The organism is Bradyrhizobium sp. 18BD, assembly GCF_054185225.1.
The window spans coordinates 114410-137360 of record NZ_JAVAYL010000023.1 but is presented as its reverse complement, the minus strand read 5'-3'; the positions used below and the strand labels follow the sequence as shown (position 1 = coordinate 137360).

Here is a 22951-nt window from a genome sequence, read left to right as displayed (position 1 = left end):
CGGATTTCTTCGCCTCTCCCCGCTTGCGGGGAGATCGATTCAATTTTGCGGCAGCCACGAAGCCCGCGACGTGATCCAGGCGTCGGCGGGCTTGCCGAACAGGTCGATCTCGCGATCCTTCCGGGCACCGAGCTTGCGCGCCACGCCTTGCGACGGCGCATTCTCGCTCTCGATACAGTGCATGATCTCGTCGATCTCGAAACTGTCGAACGACCAGTCGATCGACGCGCGGGCCGCTTCGACCGCATAGCCCTTGCCGCGAAATTCCCTGGCAATGCCCCAGCCGACCTCGAAGGCGGGCCAGCCCGGCGGGCACCAGGGACCAACTCGGCCGACATATTTGCCGCTGGACTTCTCCTCGACCGCAAACATGCCAAAGCCATAGAGCGCCCAGTGCCCGGACATCACGGCTGCGTTACGCCAGCCGCCGATCGCGGTGGTGATCGGATTGCCGTCCGGCGCGATGAAGCGGGCGGTGCCAGGATCAGTCAACATGGCGGCGTTCGGAGCGATATCGCCTGCGCGCCACGGGCGCAGAATCAGGCGCTCCGTCTCGATTTGGGGACCCGTGATCTGGAGCAGCTCGGCGCCAGGCTTGAGCGGCGGAATCATCTGTCTGCTCCCGTTTCCAACATTGTTCTGCTACGATCATACCAGCAAGAAACAGGAGTTCACCATGAGCTGGCAACCCTCGAACGATCCCGTGCTCGGCGATCCCATGTCCTGCGACGCGCTCGATCTCGTCATCGTGCCGCGCACGCGCGACCTCGGCGACGGATTTGCGGTGCGGCGCGCGCTGCCGCATGGCAGGCGGCAGATGGTCGGGCCCTTCATCTTCTTCGATCATTTCGGGCCGGTGCAGTTCGTCTCCGGCAAGGGCATGGACGTGCGGCCGCATCCGCATATCGGCCTTGCCACCGTCACCTATCTGTTCGACGGGTCCATCATGCATCGCGACAGCGAGGGCAACGTGCAGGAGATCGCGCCCGGCGCGATGAATCTGATGACGGCCGGCCGCGGCATCGCGCATTCCGAGCGCACGCCGGATGCGCAGCGCGCCTCGGGCCAGAAGATGCTGGGCCTGCAGAGCTGGATCGCGCTGCCGGCAGGATCCGAAGAGATTGCGCCGTCGTTCCAGCACTACGGCGCGGGCGATTTGCCGATGATCTCCGAGCGCGATTTCACCGCGCGGGTGATCGCCGGCTCGTCGTTCGGTATCACTTCGCCCGTGTCGATGGTCTCGCCCTGGTTCTACACCGAGGTCACGGCCGCCGCCGGCGCAAGCGTGCCGCTCGACCCCGACCACGAGGAGCGCGCGATCTATATCGTCGACGGCGAGGTCGAGATCGCCAACGAGCGTTACGAAGGGCCGCGGCTGCTGATCTTCCGGCCCGGCGACCGCATCACCGTGAAGGCGCTGAACGCCACGCGGATGATGTTTCTCGGTGGCGATGCATTGGAGGGCCCGCGCCACATCTGGTGGAATTTCGTCTCCTCCAGCAAGGAGCGGATCGAGCAGGCCAAGCAGGACTGGAAAACCGGCCGCTTCGCCGCGGTTCCGCAGGAACATGAGTTCATTCCGCTGCCGGAATAGGCTAATCCGGTGTCCGGCCGTGCCATCAGGCGCGGCCGGATTTTCTTCCCGAAGGCCCGTCCCATGACCACCATGCTCTCCAGCGACCTGCCCCTGGCCAAGATCGGCCGCGGCAAGGTGCGCGATATCTACGCCGTCGACGACGACCGCCTGCTGCTCCTCACCACCGACCGCATCAGCGCCTTCGACGTCGTGATGGGCGAAACGATCCCGATGAAGGGCGCGGTGCTGACCCAGATCAGCGCGTTCTGGTTTGGCAAACTCGAAGGCGTGGTGCCGCACCACATGATCAGCGCCGATACCGACGAGATCATCGCGGCCGTGCCGGCATTGAAGCCGCACCGCGCCGAGATTCTCGGCCGCGCCATGCTGTCGCGTCGCACCACCGTGTTTCCGATCGAATGCGTGATCCGCGGCTACATCTCCGGCTCGGCCTGGAAGGAATATGCGGCGAGCGGCACGCTCGCCGGCGAGAAGCTGAAGGCGGGCCTCGTCGAGAGCGAGAAGCTCGAACCCTCGATCTTCAGCCCCGCGACCAAGGCCGAGACCGGCCATGACGAGAACATCACGATCGCGAAGATGCGCGAAGTGGTCGGCGACGAGGTCGCCTACACGCTCGAGAGCATGACGCGCGCGATCTACACGCTCGGCGAGGAGCTGGCGCGCGAGCAGGGCATCATCATCGCCGATACCAAATTCGAGTTCGGCCGCGACAAGGACGGCCGCATCATCCTGATCGACGAAGTCATGACGCCGGACTCCTCGCGCTTCTGGGCGGTCGATGCCTACAAGCCCGGCCAGCCACAGGCGAGCTTCGACAAGCAGCCCTTGCGCGACTATCTCGACGTCGAGCGCCGCGCCGGCCGCTGGAACGGCGACGCCCCGCCGCCGCCACTGCCGACGAGCGTGGTGGATGCGACCAGCAAGCGGTATCTGGAAGCGTATCGACGCGTGACGGGGAAAGAGCTGAAGATTTAGGCCCGGCTGCCGCCGCACATTCCGTCATTGCGAGCGAAGCGAAGCAATCCAGAATCCCTCCGCGGAGACGGTCTGGATTGCTTCGTCGCTTCGCTCCTCGCAATGACGTGGAGAGGCCGGGTGCTCCTCGTCGTCCCGGCTAACACCGCCTGTGCCGCCAGCACGTCGGTTTTTCCGTCCACCATATGGTTGATCGTTCACACGTCGTGAACGGAGATCCTTACCAGCGCAAAGATTGTCGGATATTTCATAGTTACAAGAATCCTGTTGCGCTAAGTCCGGAGTCGTCTACGTCTCAGACGACATTTTTCAGGGGCGAGCGCAACGGCGTGACCGATCCAGCAATTGTTTTCACTCCGGCGCCGCGGTTCAATCCGGCTCTCAAGCGTGCGCTGAATGATATATTGGGCGGCAGTGCCGCCAGCATCCTGACCGTCACATTCGGGCTGTCATATTCGCTGCTGATCTTCGCCGGGCCGCTGTCGCCCTATCTGTCCTACGGGATCACGGCGACCTTCGTCAGCTCGGCGGTGCTCGCGATCGTCATCGGGCTCTGCAGCTCCCTGCCCTTCGCGGTTGGCGCGCCCGACAGCTCGACCGCCGCGGTGACGGGAATCCTGGTGGCTTCGCTGGTCGAGCGCATCGAGACGGCGGCCCCCTCGACGTCGCTGCTCTCGCCGGTCCTGATCACGCTCGGATTGTCGACGGTGCTAACCGGGCTGGTGCTGTGCGGATTGGGCCTGACGCGGCTCGGCCGTGCCATCCGCTATGTGCCTTATCCCGTGGTCGGCGGCTTCCTCGGCGCAACCGGCCTTCTTATTACGCTCGGTGCGATCCGGGTCATCACCAACCACCCCCTGCAGCTTGCGACGCTGCCGTACTTCGTCAACGCCACCGTTTTGCTGGAGCTGGGGGCCGCCTGCGCGATGGCGCTGGTGCTGTATCTCACCTGGCACCGCTCGCGCAGCCCGTTCGGGCTGCCGATCATCCTGGTCGGCGGCGTGCTCACCGCGCATCTGGCATTCTGGATCACCGGCGTCTCGTTCGACAGCGCCCGCACCCTTGGCTGGACCTTTCAGCCGCCGCCGCAGGCGGTGTTCACGCTGCCCTGGCACACCGACGATCTCGCCCGCTATCCCTGGTTTGTCGTGCCTGATGTGATCGGCAATGTCATCGCCGTCATCTTCGTCACGGCGTCCTGCACGCTGTTCAACACCACCGGCATCGAGGTCGCCGTACACCGCGAGGCCAATCTGGAGCGCGAGCTGAACGTCACCGGCGCCGCCAATATCCTGACCGGCCTGCTGGGCGGTTACCCCGGCTGCAGCTCGATCAGCCGCTCGCTTCTCAACTACAGCAGCGGCGGGCGCGGGCGCCTCTCCGGCGTCACCGTCGCCGTGCTGTCGCTGCTGATGCTCGCGGTCGCGCCCGAGCTGCTCGGCTTCATCCCGAAATTCGTCATCGGCGGCCTGCTGCTCTATCTCGGCGCCGACCAGCTTCACAGATGGATCATCGAGTCGCGCAAGCGGCTTTCGAAGCTCGAATATCTCTCGCTGATCGCCATCATCGCGATCATCGTGGTCTGGGGCTTCGTGCCGGGCATTTTGATCGGCGTGATCATCGGCTGCGCGACCTTTGCGTTCAGTGCCGCGCGCGTCGAATCGATCAAATACAGTTTCGACGGCTCGGAATATCGTTCCTCGCTCGACCGCTCGCGCGACGATCAGGACGTGCTGCAGGCCCATGGCGGCAGCATCCAGGGTCTCAACCTGCAGAGCTATCTGTTCTTTGGCTCAGCCAACCGGCTCTTCCAGCACGTCAAGCGGCTGCTCCAGGAGCGGCCGGAATGCCGCTATCTGCTGTTTGACTTCAAGCTCGTCACCGGCGTCGATTCGTCGGCCGCCTACAGCTTTGCCCAGATCAAGCGCAGCGCGCATGACCTCGGCGTCGAGCTGATCCTGGTGCATCTGTCGGCCGCGGCCGAGAAAGTGCTGCGCTCCAGCGACTTCATCGGCGAGGGCGTCACCATCATCCCCGAGCTCGATCGCGCGCTGGAATGGTGCGAGAACGAGATCATCTCGCAGCATCAGGGCCTGGCCCAGGAAGAAGCGAGCCTGCATGACTGGTTCACGCGCATTCTCGACAGTGAGGACGACGCCAACAGGCTGATCCATCGCTGCCAGCGCATCGAGGTCGAGGCCGGCGAGGTCATCGTACAGGCCGGCGACCCCGCCGATTCCATGCACTTCATTCTCGACGGCCGCGTCGGCATCATGGTCCCAGCCGACGACGACCGCACCACGCGCGTGCGCAGCCTCGGCCGCTACACCACGATCGGCGAAATGGGCCTGGTGTCGCACACCCCGCGCAGCGCGACGATCCAGGCCGAGGTCGACAGCGTGCTCTACGTGCTCAACACCCACCAGTTCGACGAGATCAAGGAAGAAGACCCCGCGCTGAGCCACAAGCTGCTGACGTATTTCGTGTCGGTGATGGCCGAGCGGTTGACGTTTGCGAACCGGACGATTGCGGTGCTGCGGCGGTAGGGGACGCGCGAGTCCTCGCTCATTCCGTGCCCCTCACCGCCGCATCCATTCGGCGACCTACGAGAGAGTGTCACGAATCATCATATCCAGGCTGCTCGCGGTAACCCCCAGCAGTTTCTCCGTCTCGCCGGCGTCGAGCAGAAGCGGCCTCTCGAACAGATAGGACATCTCGATCCCTTCGCTGAAACCGATGGCTTCCAGATCGGCCGCGGTGAGGCGAAGCAGATCCGGAACGTCGATCTTCAACGCGACTGCGAACCTGCATACCAGCTCGCGCACGGAGGCCGACTGCGACGGCACATGAAAGGCGCGCCCCCAATCTCCGGTGAAGCGCGATGCGGCAATCAGCGTCTTTGCGACGTCCTTGGTGAAGGACCAGGCGTGCGCGACGTCGGGATCGCCGAGGAAGGAGACCGGCTCGTTCTTGAGCAGCGATGGCAGCGCCAGCAGCGAGAAATATGCGACCGCGCCTTTGCCGAGATAATCGCTTGCGCGGACCTCGATCGCAGGAACGTTCGATCGCACCGCACGCTGCCACATGATGTGGCGGGTCGTGCCCTTTCGACTGGTCGGGTCCGGCTCGAGCTCCGGCGTGAGCGGGCTCGTAGCTCCCGCGCCGTAGCCATAGACATTCCCGACCACGAGCAGCTTGGCACCAACCTGCTCGGCCGCCTTGACCGTTCCGTCCATGATCGGAAAGAAGTCGGTCGGCCAGCGGTGATAGGCCGCCATTGCGCACATGAAGATCGCATCCGCGCCCTTGGCCAGTTCCGCGAGCTGCGCGGCGTCAGTGGCATCTGCGGAAACCATCCGCACACCTGCGATATCGAGCGATCCTGGATTCCTGCTGGTCAGGATGACGCTGCGCCCCTCCTCTGCCAAAAGACGTGCGGTTTCGCTTCCGACGGGGCCAGCCCCGACAACTAAATAATGACTCACCTTGCATCCTCATTTGTCACGACACGACAGATGAGTTGTTTGACGCCGGCGCCGTTGAAAATCGCGCACGATGCGCCAAATATCGATCACGTTCCGCCAAGCCATTTTTGGAGCCCGGCCCATGCGTGCCACATCGCGTTCGGCGCCATCACTGACCGGCAGCACCTCTGCGGCCATGCGAACCGAGCCTCACTCCGTTGCGCTCGAGCCGATCAGCGATCACCGGATCATCATCCACTTGAGCGCCGCAACGCGCTCAAAATGTCTCGAAACCGGGGACCCGCATCTGCGTCGGGCCGGCGATATCGATGTGATCCCGTCCGGCGCCTTCGGCGGATTCGTGGCGGAAACGTCCTATCAGTCGCTGCAGATCCGGCTCGCACCGAGCATGCTGAATCATGCGGCCGCAAGAAGCCGGCAATTGGCGGCCACCCGGCTCAAGCACCATCATCTGCTCCGGAACGAGCGCATCGTTTTGCTCGGGCAGGCTCTCGAAAGCGACGTGAAGGCGGGATCTCCAAGCGGTCCCCTGTTTGCCGAAAATGTCGGGATGGCGCTGGCGGTCGAGCTGCTCAGCCTGACCAACGATCCGCCGGCGCAGGCCGTTCGCCTGTCGGACGCGCAGCTCCACAGAGTCCTGGCCTATATCGATACCCATCTCGACCAGCCGCTCACGATCGACGTTCTCTGTCGCGAGGCCGGCGTCAGCAGCTCACATCTGCGGACCTGGTTCAAGGCGGCGATGGACGTCACGATTCACCGCTACATCCTGAGACGGCGAGTGGAGCACGCACGCCAGCTCCTCCTCCTGGGCGATCGCAAGCTCAGCGACATCGCCCTGGAAGCGGGCTTTTCCCATCAGTCTCACCTGGCCAAATGGATGCGCCGCGAGTTCGGACGCAGTCCCGGAGAGCTGCGCCGAAGCAGGAACTGAGTGGGGAGCCTTAGACCCCCGCCATCATCACGTATTTGATCTCGACATATTCTTCCATGCCGTGGCGCGAGCCTTCACGCCCGAGGCCGCTTTCCTTGACGCCGCCGAAGGGGGCGACTTCCGTCGTGATCAGGCCGGTGTTGACGCCGACCATGCCTGATTCCAGCGCCTCTGCGACGCGCCAGACGCGGCCGAGATCGCGGGAGTAGAAGTACGACGCGAGGCCGAATGGCGAGGCGTTGCACATCGCGATCACGTCGGCTTCGTCCTTGAAGCGGATCACCGCCGCCAGCGGGCCGAAGGTTTCCTCCTGCGACACCAGCGAGTCCGGCTTGACGTCGGCGAGCACGGTAGGCTCGAAGAAGGAACGTCCGAGCTCGCTGCGCTTGCCGCCGGTGACGATCTTGGCACCGCGCTTCACGGCGTCAGCGATGTGGCGTTCGACCTTGTCGACCGCCTTCAGATTGATCAGCGGGCCCTGCGTGACGCCGCTCTCGGTGCCGTCGCCGATCTTCATTGCGGCGACCTTGGCCGACAGCTTCTTGACGAACTCGTCGTAGATCTTGTCCTGGGCGTACATCCGGTTGGCGCAGACGCAGGTCTGGCCCATGTTGCGGTACTTCGAGACGATCGCGCCTTCGACCGCGGCGTCGATATCGGCATCGTCGAACACCACGAAGGGCGCGTTGCCGCCGAGCTCGAGGCCGAGCCGCTTCACGCCGACAGAGGCCTGCTGGTAGAGGATCTTGCCGACCGCGGTCGAGCCGGTGAAGCCGACGAAGCGCACCGCCGGATGCTCGCACAGCACCTTGCCGATCGGCGGCGCGTCACCGGTGATGATGTTGAGCACGCCCTTGGGAATGCCGGCTTTCTCGGCGAGCACGGCCAGCGCCAGCGCCGAGAGCGGCGTCTCGTTGGCGGGCTTCAACACCACGGTGCAGCCCGCGGCCAGCGCCGGCGAGACTTTTCGGGTGATCATGGAGTTCGGGAAATTCCACGGCGTGATCGCGCCGCAGACACCGATTGGCTGCTTGATCGCGAGCAGGCGCGCATCGGGCCGCTGCGTCGGGATGGTCTCGCCATAGACGCGCCGGGCTTCCTCCGCGAAGAACTCGATATAGGCGGCGCCGATGTCGACCTCGCCGAGCGCCTCGGAGAGCGGCTTGCCCTGCTCGGAGGTGAGGATCAGCGCGAGGTCCTCGCGGTTGGCGGTGATCAGCTCGAACCATTTGCGCAAAATGTTGGAGCGCTGTTTCGCGGTGTGCTTGGCCCAGGCCGGAAACGCACGCTGGGCGGCTTCGACCGCCTTGGTGGTGTCGTCGGCCCCAAGCTGCGGGACCTTGGCCAGCTCGATACCGGTCGCGGGATTGTTGACGGCGAACACCGGCGTGCCGACCCAGGCGCCGTCGATATAGCAGGCCTCCTTCAGCAGCGAGGGGTCCTTCAGCCGGTCGCGTAGGGTGGCGGTGGCTTGCGTGGTGCGGGCGGCGGCGGTCGGGGTCATGGCGTTACTCCCTGGGGCGATCGGATCGGCCCGGAATATAGGGACACACGGTGCGCAATGCACCGTCCCGCAACGCACAGCTGATGGGAGTTAAGGTGACACCAGCGAACTTATTGTTTGAGCATGATCTTTCCGGAAAACCGCTGCACACTTTTCCGGATTATGCTCTAGGCCGCGCCGCTCAAATAGGTTTCGCGCCGGCCGATCATGCGCTCGGCGGCCGCCTTGGCGTCGGCCTTCGAGGAGGTTGCGCAGGTTCGGTATTCGAGATCAGGCGCATCGGAGGTGTCGCGGCGGCCGAACCAGTTTTTCGAGCCGACCGGCAGCAGCGCCAGCGACTGCGCCAGATTGTCGACCGCGCCGAAGGAATAGAGCGCGCCGGTGCCGGCGATGCGGACCTCGTAAATACCGGGCGAGATCGGCGCCTCAAGGTTGTCGCCCCGTCCGGGACGGGGATAGCGCTTCCATTCGCTCCAGGTCGAAATCATTTGAGGTCCCCTCGCGGTCGTGACCGACCGCCAACATTTGCACCAAGTGTTAACTTCGGCCGCGGCTCGGCCCAAGGCCGAACGCCGCAACGCACAAAATGTTTCAAGTATTTCAAACACTCGAAACATAACGCCGAGACCATCCGAGGTCACGGCGAAATGCAGCCATCCACCGCAGATTGTGACGGACTATTGCAGGTCAGCCGCGTTGTCGTCCTGCGTGGGACGCAGGCCGTCAAGTCACGACATCGCGACCGATGCGGGCATCTGGACGCGCTTGCCGCGCGGAGCGTGCAGGAGGACAATCGATCGCTTCCAACAATAATCAAACCGGAGGAAACGCGTATGCAAAGCAAAGCCCAGATCGACGATGTTCTGCGCAAGACAAGCGACGCCAAGGAGATTCCCGGCGTGGTCGCCATCGCCGCCAGCGGTAGTGACGTGATTTACCAGGGCGCATTCGGCAAGCGCGACCTGTCGAAGCCCGATGCGATGACGGCCGACAGCGTGTTCTGGATCGCCTCGATGACGAAGGCGGTGACATCGGCGGGCGCAATGCAGCTGGTCGAGCAAGGCAAATTGTCGCTGGACGCAGAGATCAGCGAGGTGCTCCCCGGCCTCGCCAAGCCGCAGGTGCTCGAAGGCTTCGACGCCAAGGGCGAACCAAAACTGCGGCCGGCGAAGAGCGCGATCACGCTGCGCCAGTTGATGACCCACACCGCCGGCTTCGCCTACGACATGTGGAACGGTAATCTCGGCATTTATCTCGAGAAGACCGGAACGCCGGGCATCATCACCTGCCAGAACGCCGCGCTGAAGACGCCAGTCATGACCGATCCCGGTACGCGCTGGGAATACGGCACCAATATCGATTTCGTCGGCAAGGCCGTGGAAGCCGTCAGCGGCAAGCGGCTCGATGCTTATCTGCGCGACAATCTGTTTGCGCCGCTCGGCATGAGCGACACCGGCTTCAAGATCACCGACGACATGCGCAAGCGCCTCGTCGGCATGCATGCCCGCGGCGAGGACGGCCAGCTTGCCGCGATCCCGTTCGAGCTCGAACAGAATCCGGAATTCCACATGGGTGGCGGCGGTCTCTATTCGACCGCAGGCGACTACATCAAGTTCACCCAGATGATCCTCAACAAGGGCCGCGGCAACGGCAACCAGGTGCTCAAGGCCGAGACGACCGCCATGATGGGGCAGAACCAGATGGGCGATCTCAACATGACCAAGCTCGCGACCGCGGCGCCGATGTATACCAACGACGTCGATCTCTATCCGGAGCAGGTGAAGAAATGGGGCCTCAGCTTCATGATCAACACCGCGAAGACGGCGGAAGGCCGCAGCGCCGGCAGCCTCGCCTGGGCCGGCCTTGCCAACACCTATTACTGGATTGATCCCGCGCGCGACGTCACCGGCGTGATCCTGATGCAGCTGTTGCCGTTCGCCGACGCGAAATGCCTGCAGGCCTTCGCGGGATTCGAACGCGGCATCTATGCCGGGCTCGACGCGGGCAGCGACAAGAAGGCGGCCTAGCCACTTAGTATGAGGCGCGCGGCGTCGCGCACCGTCCCGGCAAGAGATAACCTCGTGCCCCAGGGTCAGCGGCCTCAGGGCACGAGGCACCAATCTTGAGGAGACGAACTTGGCGGACGGTCTTGCAGGCAAAGCCGACAGTTACGTTTGCGGCGTCTCGGACACGCCGCTGCTCGGCGATACCATCGGCCGCAGTCTCGATCATGCGGTGCGGCGCTGGGGCAAGCGCGAGGCGCTGGTCTCGCCCAGCCACGGCGTGCGATGGACCTGGACGGAATTCGCCGAGCGGGTCGACGCGCTCGCCGCCGGCTTTCTCGCGCTCGGCCTCGAACGCGGCGAGCGAATCGGCATCTGGTCGCTGAACCGGCCGGAATGGACGCTGACCCAATTCGCCGCCGCCAAGGCCGGCCTGATCCTGGTGACGATCAATCCCGCTTATCGACTCAGCGAGCTGGAATTCGCGCTGAAGAAAGTCGGCTGCGCCGCCATCGTCACGGCGACGGCGTTCAAGACCAGCCAATACATGGAGATGCTCAACACGCTGCTCCCGGAACTGGCGAGCGCCAGGCCCGGACAGTTGCAGGCGGCGCGGCTGCCGGCCTTGCGGATGGTGATCCAGATCGGTAGCCCCGCAGCATCCGGCACGATCCCTTTCGAGGACGTTGCGGGCATGGGCCGAGCGGAGCATCGCGAGCAGCTTGCCGCACTCGGCGCTGCGCTTCAGTTCGACGATCCCGTCAACATCCAGTTCACCAGCGGCACCACCGGCTCGCCCAAAGGCGTAACGCTGACGCACCACAACATCCTCAATAACGGCTATTTCACCGGACGCGCGATGCGCCTGACGGAAGCGGACCGCATCTGCATTCCCGTGCCGCTCTATCATTGCTTCGGCATGGTGATGGGCAATCTCGCCTCCGTCACGCTCGGCACGACCATGGTCTATCCCGGCGAAGGTTTCGATCCGCTCGCGACGTTGCGCGCGGTCGAACAGGAGAAATGCACGGCGCTGTATGGCGTGCCGACCATGTTTATCGCTGAGCTCGACCACCCCGAATTCGCGACGTTCAATCTGAAATCGCTGCGCACCGGCATCATGGCGGGCGCGCCGTGCCCGATCGAGGTGATGAAGCGCGTCAACACCGAGATGAACATGGGCGAGGTCACCATCGCCTATGGCATGACCGAAACCAGCCCGGTCAGCTTCCAGAGCGCGACGGACGATCCGCTCGAGCGGCGCGTCTCCACCGTCGGGCGGATTCATCCGCATGTCGAGGTGAAGGTCGTCGATCTCGAAGGCAAGATCGTCAAGCGCGGCGAACGCGGCGAGCTCTGCACCCGCGGCTACAGCGTCATGCTCGGCTATTGGGAGGAGAAGGAAAAGACCGGCGACGTGCTCGACGCCAATGGCTGGATGCACACCGGCGACCTCGCCACCATCGACGACGCGGGCTATTGCAACATCGTCGGCCGCATCAAGGATCTCGTGATCCGCGGCGGCGAGAACCTTTATCCGCGCGAGATCGAGGAATTCCTGTACCGCCACCCCAAGATCCAGGACGTGCAGATCTTCAGCGTCGCCGACACCCGCTATGGCGAGGAGCTCTGCGCCTGGATCCGCGTCAGGCCGGGCGAGACGCTGACCGCGGACGAGGTCCGCGCCTTCTGCGACGGCCAGATCGCCCACAACAAGATCCCGCGCTATGTCGAGTTCGTCGACGAATTCCCGATGACCGTGACTGGCAAGATCCAGAAATTCGTGATGCGCGAAGCCGTGGAGCAGCGACTGGGATTGAAGGCGGCGAGGACGGCGTAAGGGGGCTTTGCGCTGCCTCTCCAATCTCGCTGTCATTCCCCGCCTTGTGCGCAATTGCGCACTGGAGCGGGGAATCCAGTACGCCGCGGCTTCTCGGCTAAACCACTGGCGTCTCTGGAATACTGGATCGCCCGCCTTCGCGGGCGATGACAGTTGTGAATGAGGCGCGCACCTGCCTCCACATCGTCATTGCGAGCGTAGCGAAGCAATCCAGTCCGCCTCCGCGGAGATACTCTGGATTGCTTCGTCGCTACGCTCCTCGCAATGACGAGGAGAGAGCGGAGTTAAACCGTTAGCCCGCGCTGCTGGGCGAGTTGCTTCAGCGACACCTGTGGACGGGCGCCGATGTGCTGGATGACTTCGGCGGCCGCGAGCGCGCCGAGCTCGCCGCACTGCTTGTGCGACAGATTGCGCGAGAGGCCGTAGAGGAAGCCGGCGGCGAAGAGATCGCCGGCGCCGGTGGTGTCCACCAGTTGCGTGATCGGCGAAGCCGGAGCTGCGACGGCGTCGGTCGGTGTCACCACCACGCAGCCCTTCTCGCTGCGGGTGACGACGCCGAGCTTGACGTCGGTGCGGAGCTGCTTGAGCGCGGTGTCGAAATCCGAGGTCATGTAGAGTGAGTGCAGCTCGGACTCGTTGGCGAACACGATGTCGACGGTGCCGTTGCGCATCAGCCCCAGGAATTCGTCGCGATAACGGTCGACGCAGAAGGAATCCGACAGCGTCAGCGCCACCTTGCGCTTGGCCTCATGGGCGATCCCGGCGGCCTTGACGAAGGCGTCCTTGGCGTTCTTGGGGTCCCAGAGATAGCCCTCGAGATAGACGATGCCGGCAGCGGCGATCTCGGCCGGATCGATGTCGGCGGGCGAGAGGTCCTGCGCAGCGCCGAGATAGGTGTTCATGGTGCGCTCGCCGTCACCCGTGACCAGGATGTAGGAGCAGCCGGTGGCGGGGCCGTCCTTGGCGGCGGGCGTGTTGAAGGCGACGCCGGCTGAGCGGATGTCGTGGACGTAGAGCTTGCCGATCTGGTCGTCCTTGACCTTGCCGACATAGGCGGCGCGGGCACCCAGGCTGCCGATGCCGACGATGGTGTTGGCGGCAGATCCCCCCGAAACTTCCGTCGCCGGGCCCATGTCCTCGTAGATGGCGGCAGCCCGTGCCTCGTCGATCAGGGACATGCTGCCCTTGGTCATGCCGTGCTTGGCCAAAAAGGCCTCGTCGGTCCTGACCAGCACGTCGAACAGCGCGTTGCCGATGCCGAGAACGTCATATTTCACGTCAGCCATTCACCTTGATCCTGTTTGCCGGATTGCGAACCCTACGGAAATCCGCTTCCTGTCGGCCTGAAATCTGGCTCGCGGCCTATCACGACCGGCCCTTAGCGGGCAAGCAACGGTATTATAACGACCCCGATGATCCGCTCCTTCCTGACCGTCTCGACGGGAACATTGGCCTCGCGGCTGCTGGGCTTTGCCCGCGACTCCCTGATCGCAGCACTGCTGGGCACCGGAGCCGTGGCGGATGCGTTTCTGGCCGCGTTCCAGCTCGTCAATGTGGTGCGGCGCCTGCTCAGCGAAGGGGCACTCAATGCGGCGCTGATCCCGGCCTGGCTGCGCATCCGGGAGCGCGGTGGCGAAAAGGCCGCCTCCGCTTTCGCGGGGCGCGTGCTCGGCACGGTCAGCGCGGCCCTGATCGCGATCTCGATCGGCATTGCCGTCGCAATGCCGTTGATCATCACGATCATCGCACCCGGCTTCCTCGGCAGCGGCACGCTCGACCTCGCCGTCCAGAATGCGCGGCTGATGCTGCCTTATCTCGCCTTCGCAGGCCCGGTCACGGTGCTGATGGGACTGCTGAACGCGCAAGGAAGATTCGCACTCACGGCGTTCTCGCCGCTGCTGTTCAACATCGCGCTGATCGCCGCGATCGGGCTGCTGCTCGTCTGGCACGCGGATGCCGGCTTCGCCGCGTGGATGCTGGCGGCGACGGTCGGCATCGCGGGCCTGCTGCAATTGCTGATGCTGGCGTCGCAGCGAAGCGCCGGTCTGGCGACGCCGTTGCGTGCCAACTTCGACAAGGAGATGCGCGGCTTCTTCGCCAAGGCGATCCCCGGCATGATCGCAAGCTCGGGGCCGCAATGGCTGATGATCGCCGGTGCGATCATCGCCTCCGCGACGCCCTCCGCCGTGTCGTGGCTGTATTTTGCCAACCGCCTGATCGAGCTGCCGCTCGGCATCGTCGGCGTCGCCATGGGCACGGTGCTGGTGCCGGAGCTGACGCGCGCCGTCACGAGCGGCGACCGCGACGCCGTGGCGCATGCGGAATCGCGCGCGCTGGAGCTTGCGACCGGACTGGCGCTGCCCGCCACGCTCGGCCTCGCCGTGCTGGCCGAGCCGATCGTGCGGCTGTTGTTCGAGCACGGCGCTTTCAGCGCGGATGACAGCACGGCCACCGCACGCGCGCTGATGTGGCTGGCGCTGGGCCTGCCGGCGCATGTGCTGATCAAGGCGCTGTCGCCGGCCTTCTATGCCCGCAGCGACACCATGACGCCGCTGCTCGCCACGGCCAAAGGCTTTGTGGTCGCGATTGCGCTGGCTGTCCTGCTCGGCCATTTCTTCGGCGCGAGCGGGATCGCCGCGAGCATCGCGGCCGGCGCCTGGAGCAGTGCGGTCTCGCTGCTCCGGAAAGGCACCGGCGAGTTCGGCTTCTCGGTCGATGCCGCCGCGCGAAAGCGGCTGCCGCGGATCGTGCTCGCCGCGGCCGCCATGGGCGCCCTGCTCTGGCTGACCACCGATCTCATCCCTGCCGAGGCGCACGGCCTGATCCGCTTCATCGTGCTGGGCCTGCAGATCGGGGCCGGGATCGCTGTCTACGGCCTGCTGCTGCAAATCCTCGGCGCCGCCTCCTGGCGCGAGGCGGTTAATGCGCTGAAACGGCCCGCCTAGCTGGCCTCGGCCCGCGCGGACAAGCGAATTACCCTTGACGGGGCAGCGCCGCTGTTGGAAACGACGGCCGCTACCCCTTAGGAAAGCTTGCCATGCCATTCGTTGAACGGGTCTTTTCGGGCGTCCAGCCGACGGGCAATCTGCACCTCGGCAATTATCTCGGCGCGATCGTCAACTTCGTGAAGATGCAGGAAACCCACAACTGCATCTATTGCGTCGTCGACATGCACGCGATCACGCAAGGCGTCGACGTCTGGGGCGGCCCAGTCGAGCTCGCGCGCAACACCCGCGAGGTGACCGCGGCGTTCATCGCCAGCGGCATCGATCCGAAGAAGCACATCGTGTTCAACCAGAGCCAGGTCTCGGGCCACGCCGAGCTCGCCTGGATCTTCAACTGCGTCGCGCGCATGGGCTGGCTGGGCCGCATGACCCAGTTCAAGGAGAAAGCCGGCAAGGACCGCGAGAACGCCTCGGTCGGGCTGTTCGACTATCCCGTGCTGATGGCCGCCGACATCCTGCTCTACCGCGCCACCCACGTTCCGGTCGGCGAGGACCAGAAGCAGCATCTCGAGCTCTCGCGCGACATCGCGCAGAAGTTCAACAATGATTTCGCCGATTCCATTCGCGCGCAGGGGGCCAATGACGGCCTGTTCTTCCCGCTGCCGGAACCCCTGATCACGGGACCGGCGACGCGCGTGATGAGCTTGCGCGACGGCACCAAGAAGATGTCGAAGTCGGATGCGTCCGACAATTCGCGCATCAATCTGACCGACGATGCCGACACCATCGCGCAGAAGGTGCGCAAGGCGAAGACCGATCCGGAGCCGCTCCCATCCGAGGAGAAGGGTCTGGAAGCGCGCCCCGAGGCCGACAATCTCGTCGGCATCTTCGCCGCGCTCTCCGGCCGCTCCAAGGCTGACGTGCTGCGCGAATTCGGCGGCGGCCAGTTCTCCAGCTTCAAGAATTCGCTGGTCGAGCTGTGCGTCACCAAGCTCGCGCCGATCGCCGGCGAGATGAAGCGCCTCGTCGCCGACCCCGGCCATATCGACGCGATCCTGAACGACGGTTCCGACCGGGCCCGCGCCATCGCCGAAGAGACCATGAACCTGTCGAAGGACATCGTCGGCTTCGTCCGCCGGCGCTGATCATCGCACGCGCGAAACGCGGCCTGCGCCACGGCGCCGGGCCGCTTCTCCCCTCCCCAAGCGTGAGGGAGTGTGGCAGCATGTCTCTCGTGCACATTCCGGGACATGCATGACCAGCAAGCGACTTTGCTTCGAGCCGGGTCACAAGCCCAAATGCCTCGTCATCGTCGACGATACCGCCGAATGGGATCGCGCGGTCTATTACGCCAGCCGCTGGGCGATCCGCGCCGGCGGCGGCGTGGTGCTGCTGCGCATCATCGAGTCCGAGCAGCAGAGCCAGGAATGGCTTGGCGTCGCCGACATCATGCGCGCCGAAGCGCAGGAAGCAGCCGAAGCCGCGCTCGACCGCGCCGCCGGTAGGGCCAACGGCATCGCCGCGATCACGCCGGAACGGGTGATCCGTGAAGGTGACGCGATGGAACAGCTGCTCGCGGTCATCGACGAGGATCCTGACATCGCCATGCTGGTGCTCGCCGCCAATCCCGGCGCGGAAGGGCCCGGCCCACTGGTCAACCTGCTTGCGCATGAGCTGGGCACGTTCCCGGTCCCGGTGACGATCATTTCGGGGGCGCTGAGCGACCAAAGCGTGGATTCGCTGTCGTAGCCCGTTTCTTACCCTCCAGAGGGGGGCAAGCGAGACCTAACCCGCTGAAATAACAGCGAAACGACCGCCCTTCCCCTTGACCGTGCGTTCCCCGTCGCCATCTGCTAGTGGATAGGGCACACGCGCCGGCCTTGAACCGGCGACGTCTGGAGAAAACCATGTTCATTCAAACCGAAGCCACCCCCAATCCCGCCACGCTGAAGTTCATTCCCGGCCGCGTCGTCGTCGACGGCGGCCCGATGGAATTTGCGAGCCGCGAATCGGCCGCGCGTTCGCCGCTCGCCGAAAAGCTGTTCGACGTGCCCGGCGTCACCGGTGTGTTCTATGGATCGGATTTCATCACCGTGACCAAGGCGAGCGGTGAATGGCAGCAGCTCAAGCCTGCGATCCTCGGCGCCATCATGGAGCACTACATGTCCGGCGTGCCGCTGCTCGCCGACGGCGCCGCCAGCAGCGATGTCGATCTCGACGACGAGGACGAGTTCTTCGACGAGTCCGATGCCGAGACGGTCGACATGATCAAGGATTTGATCGAGACGCGCGTGCGGCCGGCCGTTGCCAATGACGGCGGCGACATCACCTTCCGCGGCTTCAAGGACGGGATCGTCTATCTCAACATGAAGGGCGCCTGCTCCGGCTGCCCGTCATCGACCGCGACGCTGCAGCACGGCATTCAGAACCTGCTGAAGCACTTTGTGCCCGACGTGGTTGAAGTGCGGCCGATGTAAGCACGGCATCACAGGTGCCGTAGGGTGGGCAAAGCGAAAGCGTGCCCACCTTCTTCTCTTTGCTTCTCTTGGCGACAAGCGGGTGGGCACGGCGCAAGAGCGCCTTTGCCCACCGTACGACGCGCGGCGATATCGGGGGCTACAAAGCGTGAATGACGAATGGCGGATAGGCGTCTGGTTCGCTAAACTGTTCCCTGTTAGCCACTCGCCATTCGCTTTTTCATGCTGATCCTGGCCATCGATACCGCACTGGAAGCGTGCGCGGCTGCGGTGCTCGACACCGAGGCCGACGAACTCCTTGCGCAGGAGCAGCTTCTCATGAAGCGCGGCCATGCCGAGGCCTTGATGCCAATGATCGCGCGCGTGATGCAGTCGGCCGATCTTGCCTTTACCTCGCTCGACCGCATCGCGGTCACGGTCGGCCCCGGCAGCTTCACCGGCTTGCGCGTCGGCATTTCGGCGGCCCGCGGCCTTGCGCTCGCGGCCAAGCGGCCAGCCGTCGGACTGACGACCTTGTCGGCCTATGCGGCCGCCATTGTCGGCCAGAGTGGACCCGCGCCCATCATCTCGGCGATCGATGCTCGGCACGATCACATCTATTTCCAGATCGTCGCCGGCGACGGCAGCCAGTTGGTGCCACCGAGCGTCGCTGCCATCGACGACGCCATCGCGGCCTCGCAATTCGGCGCGCCGCACCTGGTCGGCAATGCCGCAAAAATCCTCGCCGATCGCTGGCCGAAGGATGGGCCGCAACCCATTGCGGTCGACACGCAGCCCGCGCCCGATATCGGTTGGATCGCCTGGCTTGGGGCCGCGGCCGATCCCGAGACGACGCCGGCGCGGCCGTTCTATCTGAAGGCGCCCGACGCAAAGCCGGCCGCACTGCCGCCGTTCGCAGCACAAGCCGCAAGCTGATGATGAAATGGTTTTCGGAATGGTGGCGCGGCGACACGGCCGCCGTCGAGCCCGCCTCCGCGCGCGACGCCCTGCGGCTGGCACAGTTGCACGGCGCCTCCTTCGCGCATGGCTGGGGCGAAGGCGAATTCGAGAGCATGATGAGCGAGAGCAACACGCTCGTGCAGCGGTTGCGCCTCGGCCGCAAGACCATCGGATTCGCAGTGTCGCGGATCGGCGCGGACGAAGCGGAAATCCTCTCGATCGCGGTGGACCAGGCCCATCGCGGCCGCGGCCTCTCCCGCACGCTGCTGATGACCCATCTCGGCCATCTCGCGGGGCGCGGCGTCCGCACAATATTTCTTGAAGTTGAGGAAAATAACCAGCCGGCGCGGCGGCTCTACGACTGGGCCGGATTCATGGTGGTCGGGCGCCGCGAACGCTACTATAAGCAGCCGAACGGGGAACAATTGAACGCCCTTCTGATGCGACGTGACTTGTCGTAATATTGATGGCAGAAAGCGCCCCCGTCAGGCAGACAACACATGACTGGACTTAAAGCTTCCACCGCATCCAAGGCGTCCGGCATCGAGGCGCGCTGTGCCGCCACCGGCATGCGCATGACCGAGCAGCGCCGCGTCATCGCCCGCGTGCTGGCGGAAGCGGTCGATCATCCCGATGTCGAGGAATTGTACCGGCGCTGCGTCGCCGTCGACGACAAGATCTCGATCTCGACCGTGTATCGCACCGTGAAACTGTTCGAGGATGCCGGCATCATCGAACGCCATGATTTCCGGGAGGGCCGCGCGCGCTACGAGACGATGCGCGACAGCCATCACGACCATCTCATCAATCTGCGCGACGGCAAGGTGATCGAGTTCACTTCCGAAGAGATCGAGAAGCTGCAGGCGGAAATCGCCCGCAAGCTCGGCTACAAGCTGGTCGATCACCGGCTCGAGCTCTATTGCGTCCCGCTCGACGACGACAAACCGACGTCTTAAGTTAGTTTAGTGCCCATCGATCTCATCATCTTCGATTGCGACGGCGTGCTCGTGGACAGCGAGGTCATCTCCTGCCGCGCGCATGCAGACGTGCTGACCAGGCACGGCTATCCGATCACCTCGGCGCAGGTGTCCGAGCGCTTCCTCGGCCGTTCGACAAAGCAGGCCAATCTCGAAATCGAAACCGAGCTCGGCCGCGAGCTGCCCGAGGCCTATCACGGCGATCTGCAGGACGAGCTGTTTCGCGCATTCGAAGCCGACCTCGAGGCGATCCGCGGCATCCACGACGTGCTCGACGTCGTGACGCAACGGGTCTGCGTTGCCTCGAGCGGCTCGCATCCGCGCATGCGGGTGAGCCTCGGCAGCACCGGGCTCTATGAACGCCTCGCGCCGAACATCTTCTCGTCCTCGCAAGTGACGAACGGCAAACCCGCACCGGACCTGTTCCTGTTCGCGGCCAGGGAAATGGGCGTGCCGCCCGAGCGCTGCGTCGTGATCGAGGACAGCTTGGCGGGAATCGCCGGCGCGCGGGCGGCCGGGATGAAAGTGTTCGGCTTTTACGGGGGCAGCCATTGCGGGGCCGGCCATGCCGAGACCCTGCGCAAGGCCGGCGCCGACCTGACCTTTGGCGACATGCATCAGCTGCCGGACCTGGTCCGGCGGGTCGCAGAGGACGCCCTCGCGGGCTGAAACCGGCGTCAAACCTCGCGATTCCGCAACTCTCGGCTGTGTCGCACCCCGGAATGACCCTTTTGGGCCTCAATCGCTGGATTTTCGGCCCTCCAGCCTATATCTGAGGGTCGTCCTCCACCTCAATTCCGGGTTCCATGACGCCGCCGCGCAAGCTGCACATCAAATCATATGGCTGCCAGATGAATGTCTACGATGCCCAGCGCATGGTGGACACGCTGGCTCCGGAAGGATTCGTGGAGACTGATAGCGCCGAGGACGCCGACCTCGTCATCCTCAACACCTGCCATATCCGCGAGAAGGCCTCCGAGAAGGTCTATTCCGAGCTCGGGCGCCTGCGCGTCGCCAAGGACGAGGCCGCGCGCGAGGGCCGCGCCATGCAGATCGCGGTCGCGGGCTGCGTGGCACAGGCCGAAGGCGGAGAGATCACGCGCCGCGCGCCGGTCGTTGATGTCGTGGTCGGGCCGCAGAGCTATCATCACCTTCCGGAGCTTCTGAAGCGCGCGCGCGACGAAGGCCGCGCGATCGAGACCGAATTTCCCGCGGCCGACAAGTTCGGCTTCCTGGCCCAGCCGAAACCCGATGCGATCCGCGCGCGGGGCATTTCCGCCTTCGTCACGGTGCAGGAAGGCTGCGACAAGTTCTGCACCTTCTGCGTCGTGCCCTATACGCGCGGCGCCGAAGTCTCGCGCCCGGTCGCGAAGATCGTCGATGACGTGAAGCGGCTCGCCGACAACGGCGTGCGCGAGCTCACGCTGATCGGGCAGAACGTCAACGGCTATCACGGCGAGGGACCGGACGGAAAAACCTGGCCGCTCGGCCGGCTGCTCGAGCATCTGGCGACGATTCCCGGCATCGCGCGGCTGCGCTATTCGACCAGCCATCCCCGCGACGTCGATGACAGTTTGATTGCAGCCCATCGCGATCTCGCTGCCCTGATGCCGTTCGTGCATCTGCCGGTGCAGTCGGGTTCGGACCGGATTCTGGCCGCCATGAACCGGAAACATACCGCCGATGATTATCGGGGTGTCATCGACCGTTTCCGCTCCGCGCGCCAAGACATTGCTTTTTCATCAGATTTTATCGTCGGCTTCCCCGGCGAGAGCGAGCAAGATTTTCTCGCCACCCTCGCGCTTGTCACGCAAATCGGTTACGCTGCGGCGTATTCGTTCAAATACTCCGCCCGGCCGGGAACGCCGGCCGCGGATATGCAGGAGACGGTGTCCCCCGCCGAGATGGACCAGCGATTGGAGCGGCTCCAGGAATTGATCGACAGCCAGCAATCGGCCTTCAACAAGGCTGCGATTGGCTCAACGGTCGATGTGCTGTTCGAACGTCCGGCGCGCAAGGACGGCCAGATCGTCGGCCGCACCGCCTTCCTCCAGCCTGCGCATGTGATGGCCTCGCCCGACATCATCGGACAGATCCTGCCTGTCAGGATCGACAGCCTCGAGCGCTACAGCTTCCTCGGCGAGCTCGTGACGCCGCGCAATGCGCGCGAGCCCGCTTTATCGCAAGCCATCGGAGCCTGAACCCTTGCCAAAAAGTGCATCGGATTCGTCTTCTATCGCTCCCAGCCGCAAATTTGATCGCGACATGCAAGTTCCGCCCGAGACCCAGGTCGTCATCGACTTCGACGACAATCGTGCCGCTTCCGCCCTGGTCGGCCCCTATGGCCAGCACCTCGCGCAGATCGAGCGCCGGCTCGGCGTCGTCGTCGATTCCAAGGGCAACCACATCACCATCGGCGGCACGCGCGACGGCTGCGACGCCGCACGCCGCGTCCTCGAGATGCTCTACGCGCAGGCCGTGAAGGGGCAGGATCTCGACCAGGGCGAGGTCGAAGGCGCCATCCGCGCCGTGATCGCGCAGGGCTCGCTGTTCGAGTTCGACGCCAAGTCGGCCAAATCCAACTTCGACAGCATCAATTTGCGCAAGCGCCCGGTGCGTGCGCGCACGGCTGCGCAGGATTCCTACATCCGCGCGCTGAAGCGCCACGAGCTGGTGTTCGGCATCGGCCCCGCCGGCACCGGCAAGACCTGGCTCGCGGTCGCGCATGCCGCGCAACTGTTCGAGCGCAAGGAGGTCGACAAGATCATCCTGTCGCGTCCGGCGGTCGAAGCCGGCGAACGGCTCGGCTTTTTGCCCGGCGATCTTCGCGAGAAGGTCGATCCGTATCTGCGCCCGATCTACGACGCGCTCTATGACCTGATGGACGCGCGCATCGTCGAGCGCGCGCTGCAGACCGGCGAGATCGAGATCGCGCCGCTCGCCTTCATGCGCGGCCGCACGTTGACCAATGCCGCCATCATCCTGGACGAGGCGCAGAACACGACCTCGATGCAGATGAAGATGTTCCTGACACGTCTCGGCGAGAACAGCCGCATGATCGTGACGGGCGATCCCTCGCAGATCGATTTGCCGAACGGCCAGACCTCGGGTCTTGCCGAGGCAACACGCCTGCTCGATGGCGTCGAAGGCATTTCGCAAGTTCATTTCAAAGCCGAGGACGTGATCCGCCACGAGCTCGTGGCGCGGATCGTCGCCGCCTATGAAGGGTCGCCGCAGCGGCCGGCCACCGGTAAATCCTGACGAGACAACAGGCG

Annotated in this window: 21 protein-coding genes; 16 read left to right on the top strand and 5 right to left on the bottom strand. The window is 64.6% G+C overall.

Annotated elements, in window-relative coordinates; translation table 11 throughout:
- Nucleotides 1-39 precede the first annotated feature (39 nt).
- Nucleotides 40-612, bottom strand: a complete 573-nt coding sequence (locus tag RAD16_RS33385; RefSeq protein ID WP_458162090.1) for a GNAT family N-acetyltransferase — start codon at nucleotides 610-612, stop codon at nucleotides 40-42.
- Nucleotides 613-676: 64 nt separating this feature from the next.
- Between RAD16_RS33385 and RAD16_RS33380 the strand changes: the two genes are divergently transcribed.
- The 3 genes from RAD16_RS33380 (at nucleotide 677) to RAD16_RS33370 (ending at nucleotide 5118) form a co-directional block, all read left to right on the top strand.
- Entirely contained in the window at nucleotides 677-1594 is a 918-nt protein-coding gene (locus tag RAD16_RS33380; RefSeq protein WP_458162089.1) for a pirin family protein, read from the top strand.
- Nucleotides 1595-1657: 63 nt separating this feature from the next.
- Nucleotides 1658-2572 (top strand): phosphoribosylaminoimidazolesuccinocarboxamide synthase, encoded by a 915-nt coding sequence (locus RAD16_RS33375; RefSeq protein ID WP_458162088.1) that lies wholly within the window; start codon nucleotides 1658-1660, stop codon nucleotides 2570-2572.
- A gap of 329 nt (nucleotides 2573-2901) precedes the next feature.
- A complete protein-coding gene (locus RAD16_RS33370; RefSeq protein WP_458162087.1) occupies nucleotides 2902-5118 on the top strand; it encodes a SulP family inorganic anion transporter in 2217 nt (738 codons plus the stop codon).
- Between the two features lie 57 nt (nucleotides 5119-5175).
- Here RAD16_RS33370 and RAD16_RS33365 read toward each other — a convergent pair whose 3' ends face one another.
- On the bottom strand, nucleotides 5176-6057 hold the full coding sequence (locus tag RAD16_RS33365; RefSeq protein WP_458162086.1) for an NAD(P)H-binding protein: 882 nt from the start codon (nucleotides 6055-6057) through the stop codon (nucleotides 5176-5178).
- Between the two features lie 121 nt (nucleotides 6058-6178).
- On the opposite strand from RAD16_RS33365, the gene RAD16_RS33360 reads away from it, so the two are divergent.
- Nucleotides 6179-6991, top strand: a complete 813-nt coding sequence (locus RAD16_RS33360) for a helix-turn-helix domain-containing protein (RefSeq protein ID WP_458162085.1) — start codon at nucleotides 6179-6181, stop codon at nucleotides 6989-6991.
- 10 nt (nucleotides 6992-7001) lie between these two features.
- On the opposite strand, the gene RAD16_RS33355 is transcribed toward RAD16_RS33360, so the two are convergent.
- Complete coding sequence (locus tag RAD16_RS33355) at nucleotides 7002-8495, bottom strand: NAD-dependent succinate-semialdehyde dehydrogenase (protein ID WP_458162084.1); 1494 nt, start codon at nucleotides 8493-8495, stop codon at nucleotides 7002-7004.
- 167 nt (nucleotides 8496-8662) lie between these two features.
- Nucleotides 8663-8983 carry a hypothetical protein gene (locus RAD16_RS33350; protein WP_458162083.1) on the bottom strand — a complete coding sequence of 107 codons (321 nt, stop codon included), beginning with the start codon at nucleotides 8981-8983 and terminating at the stop codon, nucleotides 8663-8665.
- A 345-nt stretch (nucleotides 8984-9328) separates the two neighbouring features.
- Here RAD16_RS33350 and RAD16_RS33345 point away from each other — a divergent pair, with 345 nt between their 5' ends.
- Both RAD16_RS33345 and RAD16_RS33340 read left to right on the top strand, forming a co-directional pair.
- Nucleotides 9329-10522, top strand: coding sequence for a serine hydrolase domain-containing protein (locus RAD16_RS33345; RefSeq protein ID WP_458162082.1), 1194 nt, complete (start codon nucleotides 9329-9331; stop codon nucleotides 10520-10522).
- Between the two features lie 109 nt (nucleotides 10523-10631).
- Nucleotides 10632-12338: an AMP-binding protein gene (locus RAD16_RS33340; RefSeq protein WP_458162080.1), complete on the top strand. Its 1707-nt coding sequence runs from the start codon at nucleotides 10632-10634 to the stop codon at nucleotides 12336-12338.
- 284 nt (nucleotides 12339-12622) lie between these two features.
- On the opposite strand, the gene RAD16_RS33335 is transcribed toward RAD16_RS33340, so the two are convergent.
- Entirely contained in the window at nucleotides 12623-13624 is a 1002-nt protein-coding gene (locus RAD16_RS33335) for an adenosine kinase (protein WP_458162079.1), read from the bottom strand.
- Nucleotides 13625-13750: 126 nt separating this feature from the next.
- Here RAD16_RS33335 and murJ point away from each other — a divergent pair, with 126 nt between their 5' ends.
- The 10 genes from murJ to RAD16_RS33285 all read left to right on the top strand — a co-directional run bounded on the left by murJ (nucleotide 13751) and on the right by RAD16_RS33285 (nucleotide 22937).
- Complete coding sequence (gene murJ, locus RAD16_RS33330; protein WP_458162078.1) at nucleotides 13751-15283, top strand: murein biosynthesis integral membrane protein MurJ; 1533 nt, start codon at nucleotides 13751-13753, stop codon at nucleotides 15281-15283.
- Nucleotides 15284-15375: 92 nt separating this feature from the next.
- Nucleotides 15376-16428: a tryptophan--tRNA ligase gene (gene trpS, locus RAD16_RS33325; RefSeq protein WP_458162077.1), complete on the top strand. Its 1053-nt coding sequence runs from the start codon at nucleotides 15376-15378 to the stop codon at nucleotides 16426-16428.
- 109 nt (nucleotides 16429-16537) lie between these two features.
- Nucleotides 16538-17032 (top strand): universal stress protein, encoded by a 495-nt coding sequence (locus tag RAD16_RS33320; protein ID WP_458162076.1) that lies wholly within the window; start codon nucleotides 16538-16540, stop codon nucleotides 17030-17032.
- Nucleotides 17033-17190: 158 nt separating this feature from the next.
- The gene (locus tag RAD16_RS33315; protein WP_458162074.1) at nucleotides 17191-17760 is read left to right on the top strand and encodes a NifU family protein; all 570 of its coding nucleotides are present in this window, start codon (nucleotides 17191-17193) and stop codon (nucleotides 17758-17760) included.
- 222 nt (nucleotides 17761-17982) lie between these two features.
- Entirely contained in the window at nucleotides 17983-18675 is a 693-nt protein-coding gene (gene tsaB / locus RAD16_RS33310) for a tRNA (adenosine(37)-N6)-threonylcarbamoyltransferase complex dimerization subunit type 1 TsaB (RefSeq protein ID WP_458162073.1), read from the top strand.
- A complete protein-coding gene (gene rimI, locus RAD16_RS33305) occupies nucleotides 18675-19160 on the top strand; it encodes a ribosomal protein S18-alanine N-acetyltransferase (RefSeq protein ID WP_458162072.1) in 486 nt (161 codons plus the stop codon). Before tsaB ends, rimI begins: the two co-directional genes overlap by 1 nt.
- 39 nt (nucleotides 19161-19199) lie before the next feature.
- Nucleotides 19200-19655: a Fur family transcriptional regulator gene (locus RAD16_RS33300; RefSeq protein WP_326903692.1), complete on the top strand. Its 456-nt coding sequence runs from the start codon at nucleotides 19200-19202 to the stop codon at nucleotides 19653-19655.
- A gap of 9 nt (nucleotides 19656-19664) precedes the next feature.
- The gene (locus RAD16_RS33295) at nucleotides 19665-20345 is read left to right on the top strand and encodes an HAD family hydrolase (protein ID WP_458162071.1); all 681 of its coding nucleotides are present in this window, start codon (nucleotides 19665-19667) and stop codon (nucleotides 20343-20345) included.
- A gap of 137 nt (nucleotides 20346-20482) precedes the next feature.
- Complete coding sequence (gene miaB / locus RAD16_RS33290) at nucleotides 20483-21877, top strand: tRNA (N6-isopentenyl adenosine(37)-C2)-methylthiotransferase MiaB (protein ID WP_458162070.1); 1395 nt, start codon at nucleotides 20483-20485, stop codon at nucleotides 21875-21877.
- A 64-nt stretch (nucleotides 21878-21941) separates the two neighbouring features.
- A complete protein-coding gene (locus RAD16_RS33285; protein WP_458162069.1) occupies nucleotides 21942-22937 on the top strand; it encodes a PhoH family protein in 996 nt (331 codons plus the stop codon).
- The last annotated feature ends 14 nt before the right edge of the window (nucleotides 22938-22951 follow it).

Bases quoted from the DNA above. Each gene is read 5' to 3' on its own strand.
- RAD16_RS33385 (WP_458162090.1), bottom strand. From the start codon at position 612: ATGATTCCGCCGCTCAAGCCTGGCGCCGAGCTGCTCCAGATCACGGGT.
- RAD16_RS33380 (WP_458162089.1), top strand. From the start codon at position 677: ATGAGCTGGCAACCCTCGAACGATCCCGTGCTCGGCGATCCCATGTCC.
- RAD16_RS33375 (WP_458162088.1), top strand. From the start codon at position 1,658: ATGACCACCATGCTCTCCAGCGACCTGCCCCTGGCCAAGATCGGCCGC.
- RAD16_RS33360 (WP_458162085.1), top strand. From the start codon at position 6,179: ATGCGTGCCACATCGCGTTCGGCGCCATCACTGACCGGCAGCACCTCT.
- RAD16_RS33355 (WP_458162084.1), bottom strand. From the start codon at position 8,495: ATGACCCCGACCGCCGCCGCCCGCACCACGCAAGCCACCGCCACCCTA.
- RAD16_RS33350 (WP_458162083.1), bottom strand. From the start codon at position 8,983: ATGATTTCGACCTGGAGCGAATGGAAGCGCTATCCCCGTCCCGGACGG.
- RAD16_RS33345 (WP_458162082.1), top strand. From the start codon at position 9,329: ATGCAAAGCAAAGCCCAGATCGACGATGTTCTGCGCAAGACAAGCGAC.
- RAD16_RS33335 (WP_458162079.1), bottom strand. From the start codon at position 13,624: ATGGCTGACGTGAAATATGACGTTCTCGGCATCGGCAACGCGCTGTTC.
- murJ (WP_458162078.1), top strand. From the start codon at position 13,751: ATGATCCGCTCCTTCCTGACCGTCTCGACGGGAACATTGGCCTCGCGG.
- trpS (WP_458162077.1), top strand. From the start codon at position 15,376: ATGCCATTCGTTGAACGGGTCTTTTCGGGCGTCCAGCCGACGGGCAAT.
- RAD16_RS33320 (WP_458162076.1), top strand. From the start codon at position 16,538: ATGACCAGCAAGCGACTTTGCTTCGAGCCGGGTCACAAGCCCAAATGC.
- RAD16_RS33315 (WP_458162074.1), top strand. From the start codon at position 17,191: ATGTTCATTCAAACCGAAGCCACCCCCAATCCCGCCACGCTGAAGTTC.
- tsaB (WP_458162073.1), top strand. From the start codon at position 17,983: ATGCTGATCCTGGCCATCGATACCGCACTGGAAGCGTGCGCGGCTGCG.
- rimI (WP_458162072.1), top strand. From the start codon at position 18,675: ATGATGAAATGGTTTTCGGAATGGTGGCGCGGCGACACGGCCGCCGTC.
- RAD16_RS33300 (WP_326903692.1), top strand. From the start codon at position 19,200: ATGACTGGACTTAAAGCTTCCACCGCATCCAAGGCGTCCGGCATCGAG.
- miaB (WP_458162070.1), top strand. From the start codon at position 20,483: ATGACGCCGCCGCGCAAGCTGCACATCAAATCATATGGCTGCCAGATG.
- RAD16_RS33285 (WP_458162069.1), top strand. From the start codon at position 21,942: ATGCAAGTTCCGCCCGAGACCCAGGTCGTCATCGACTTCGACGACAAT.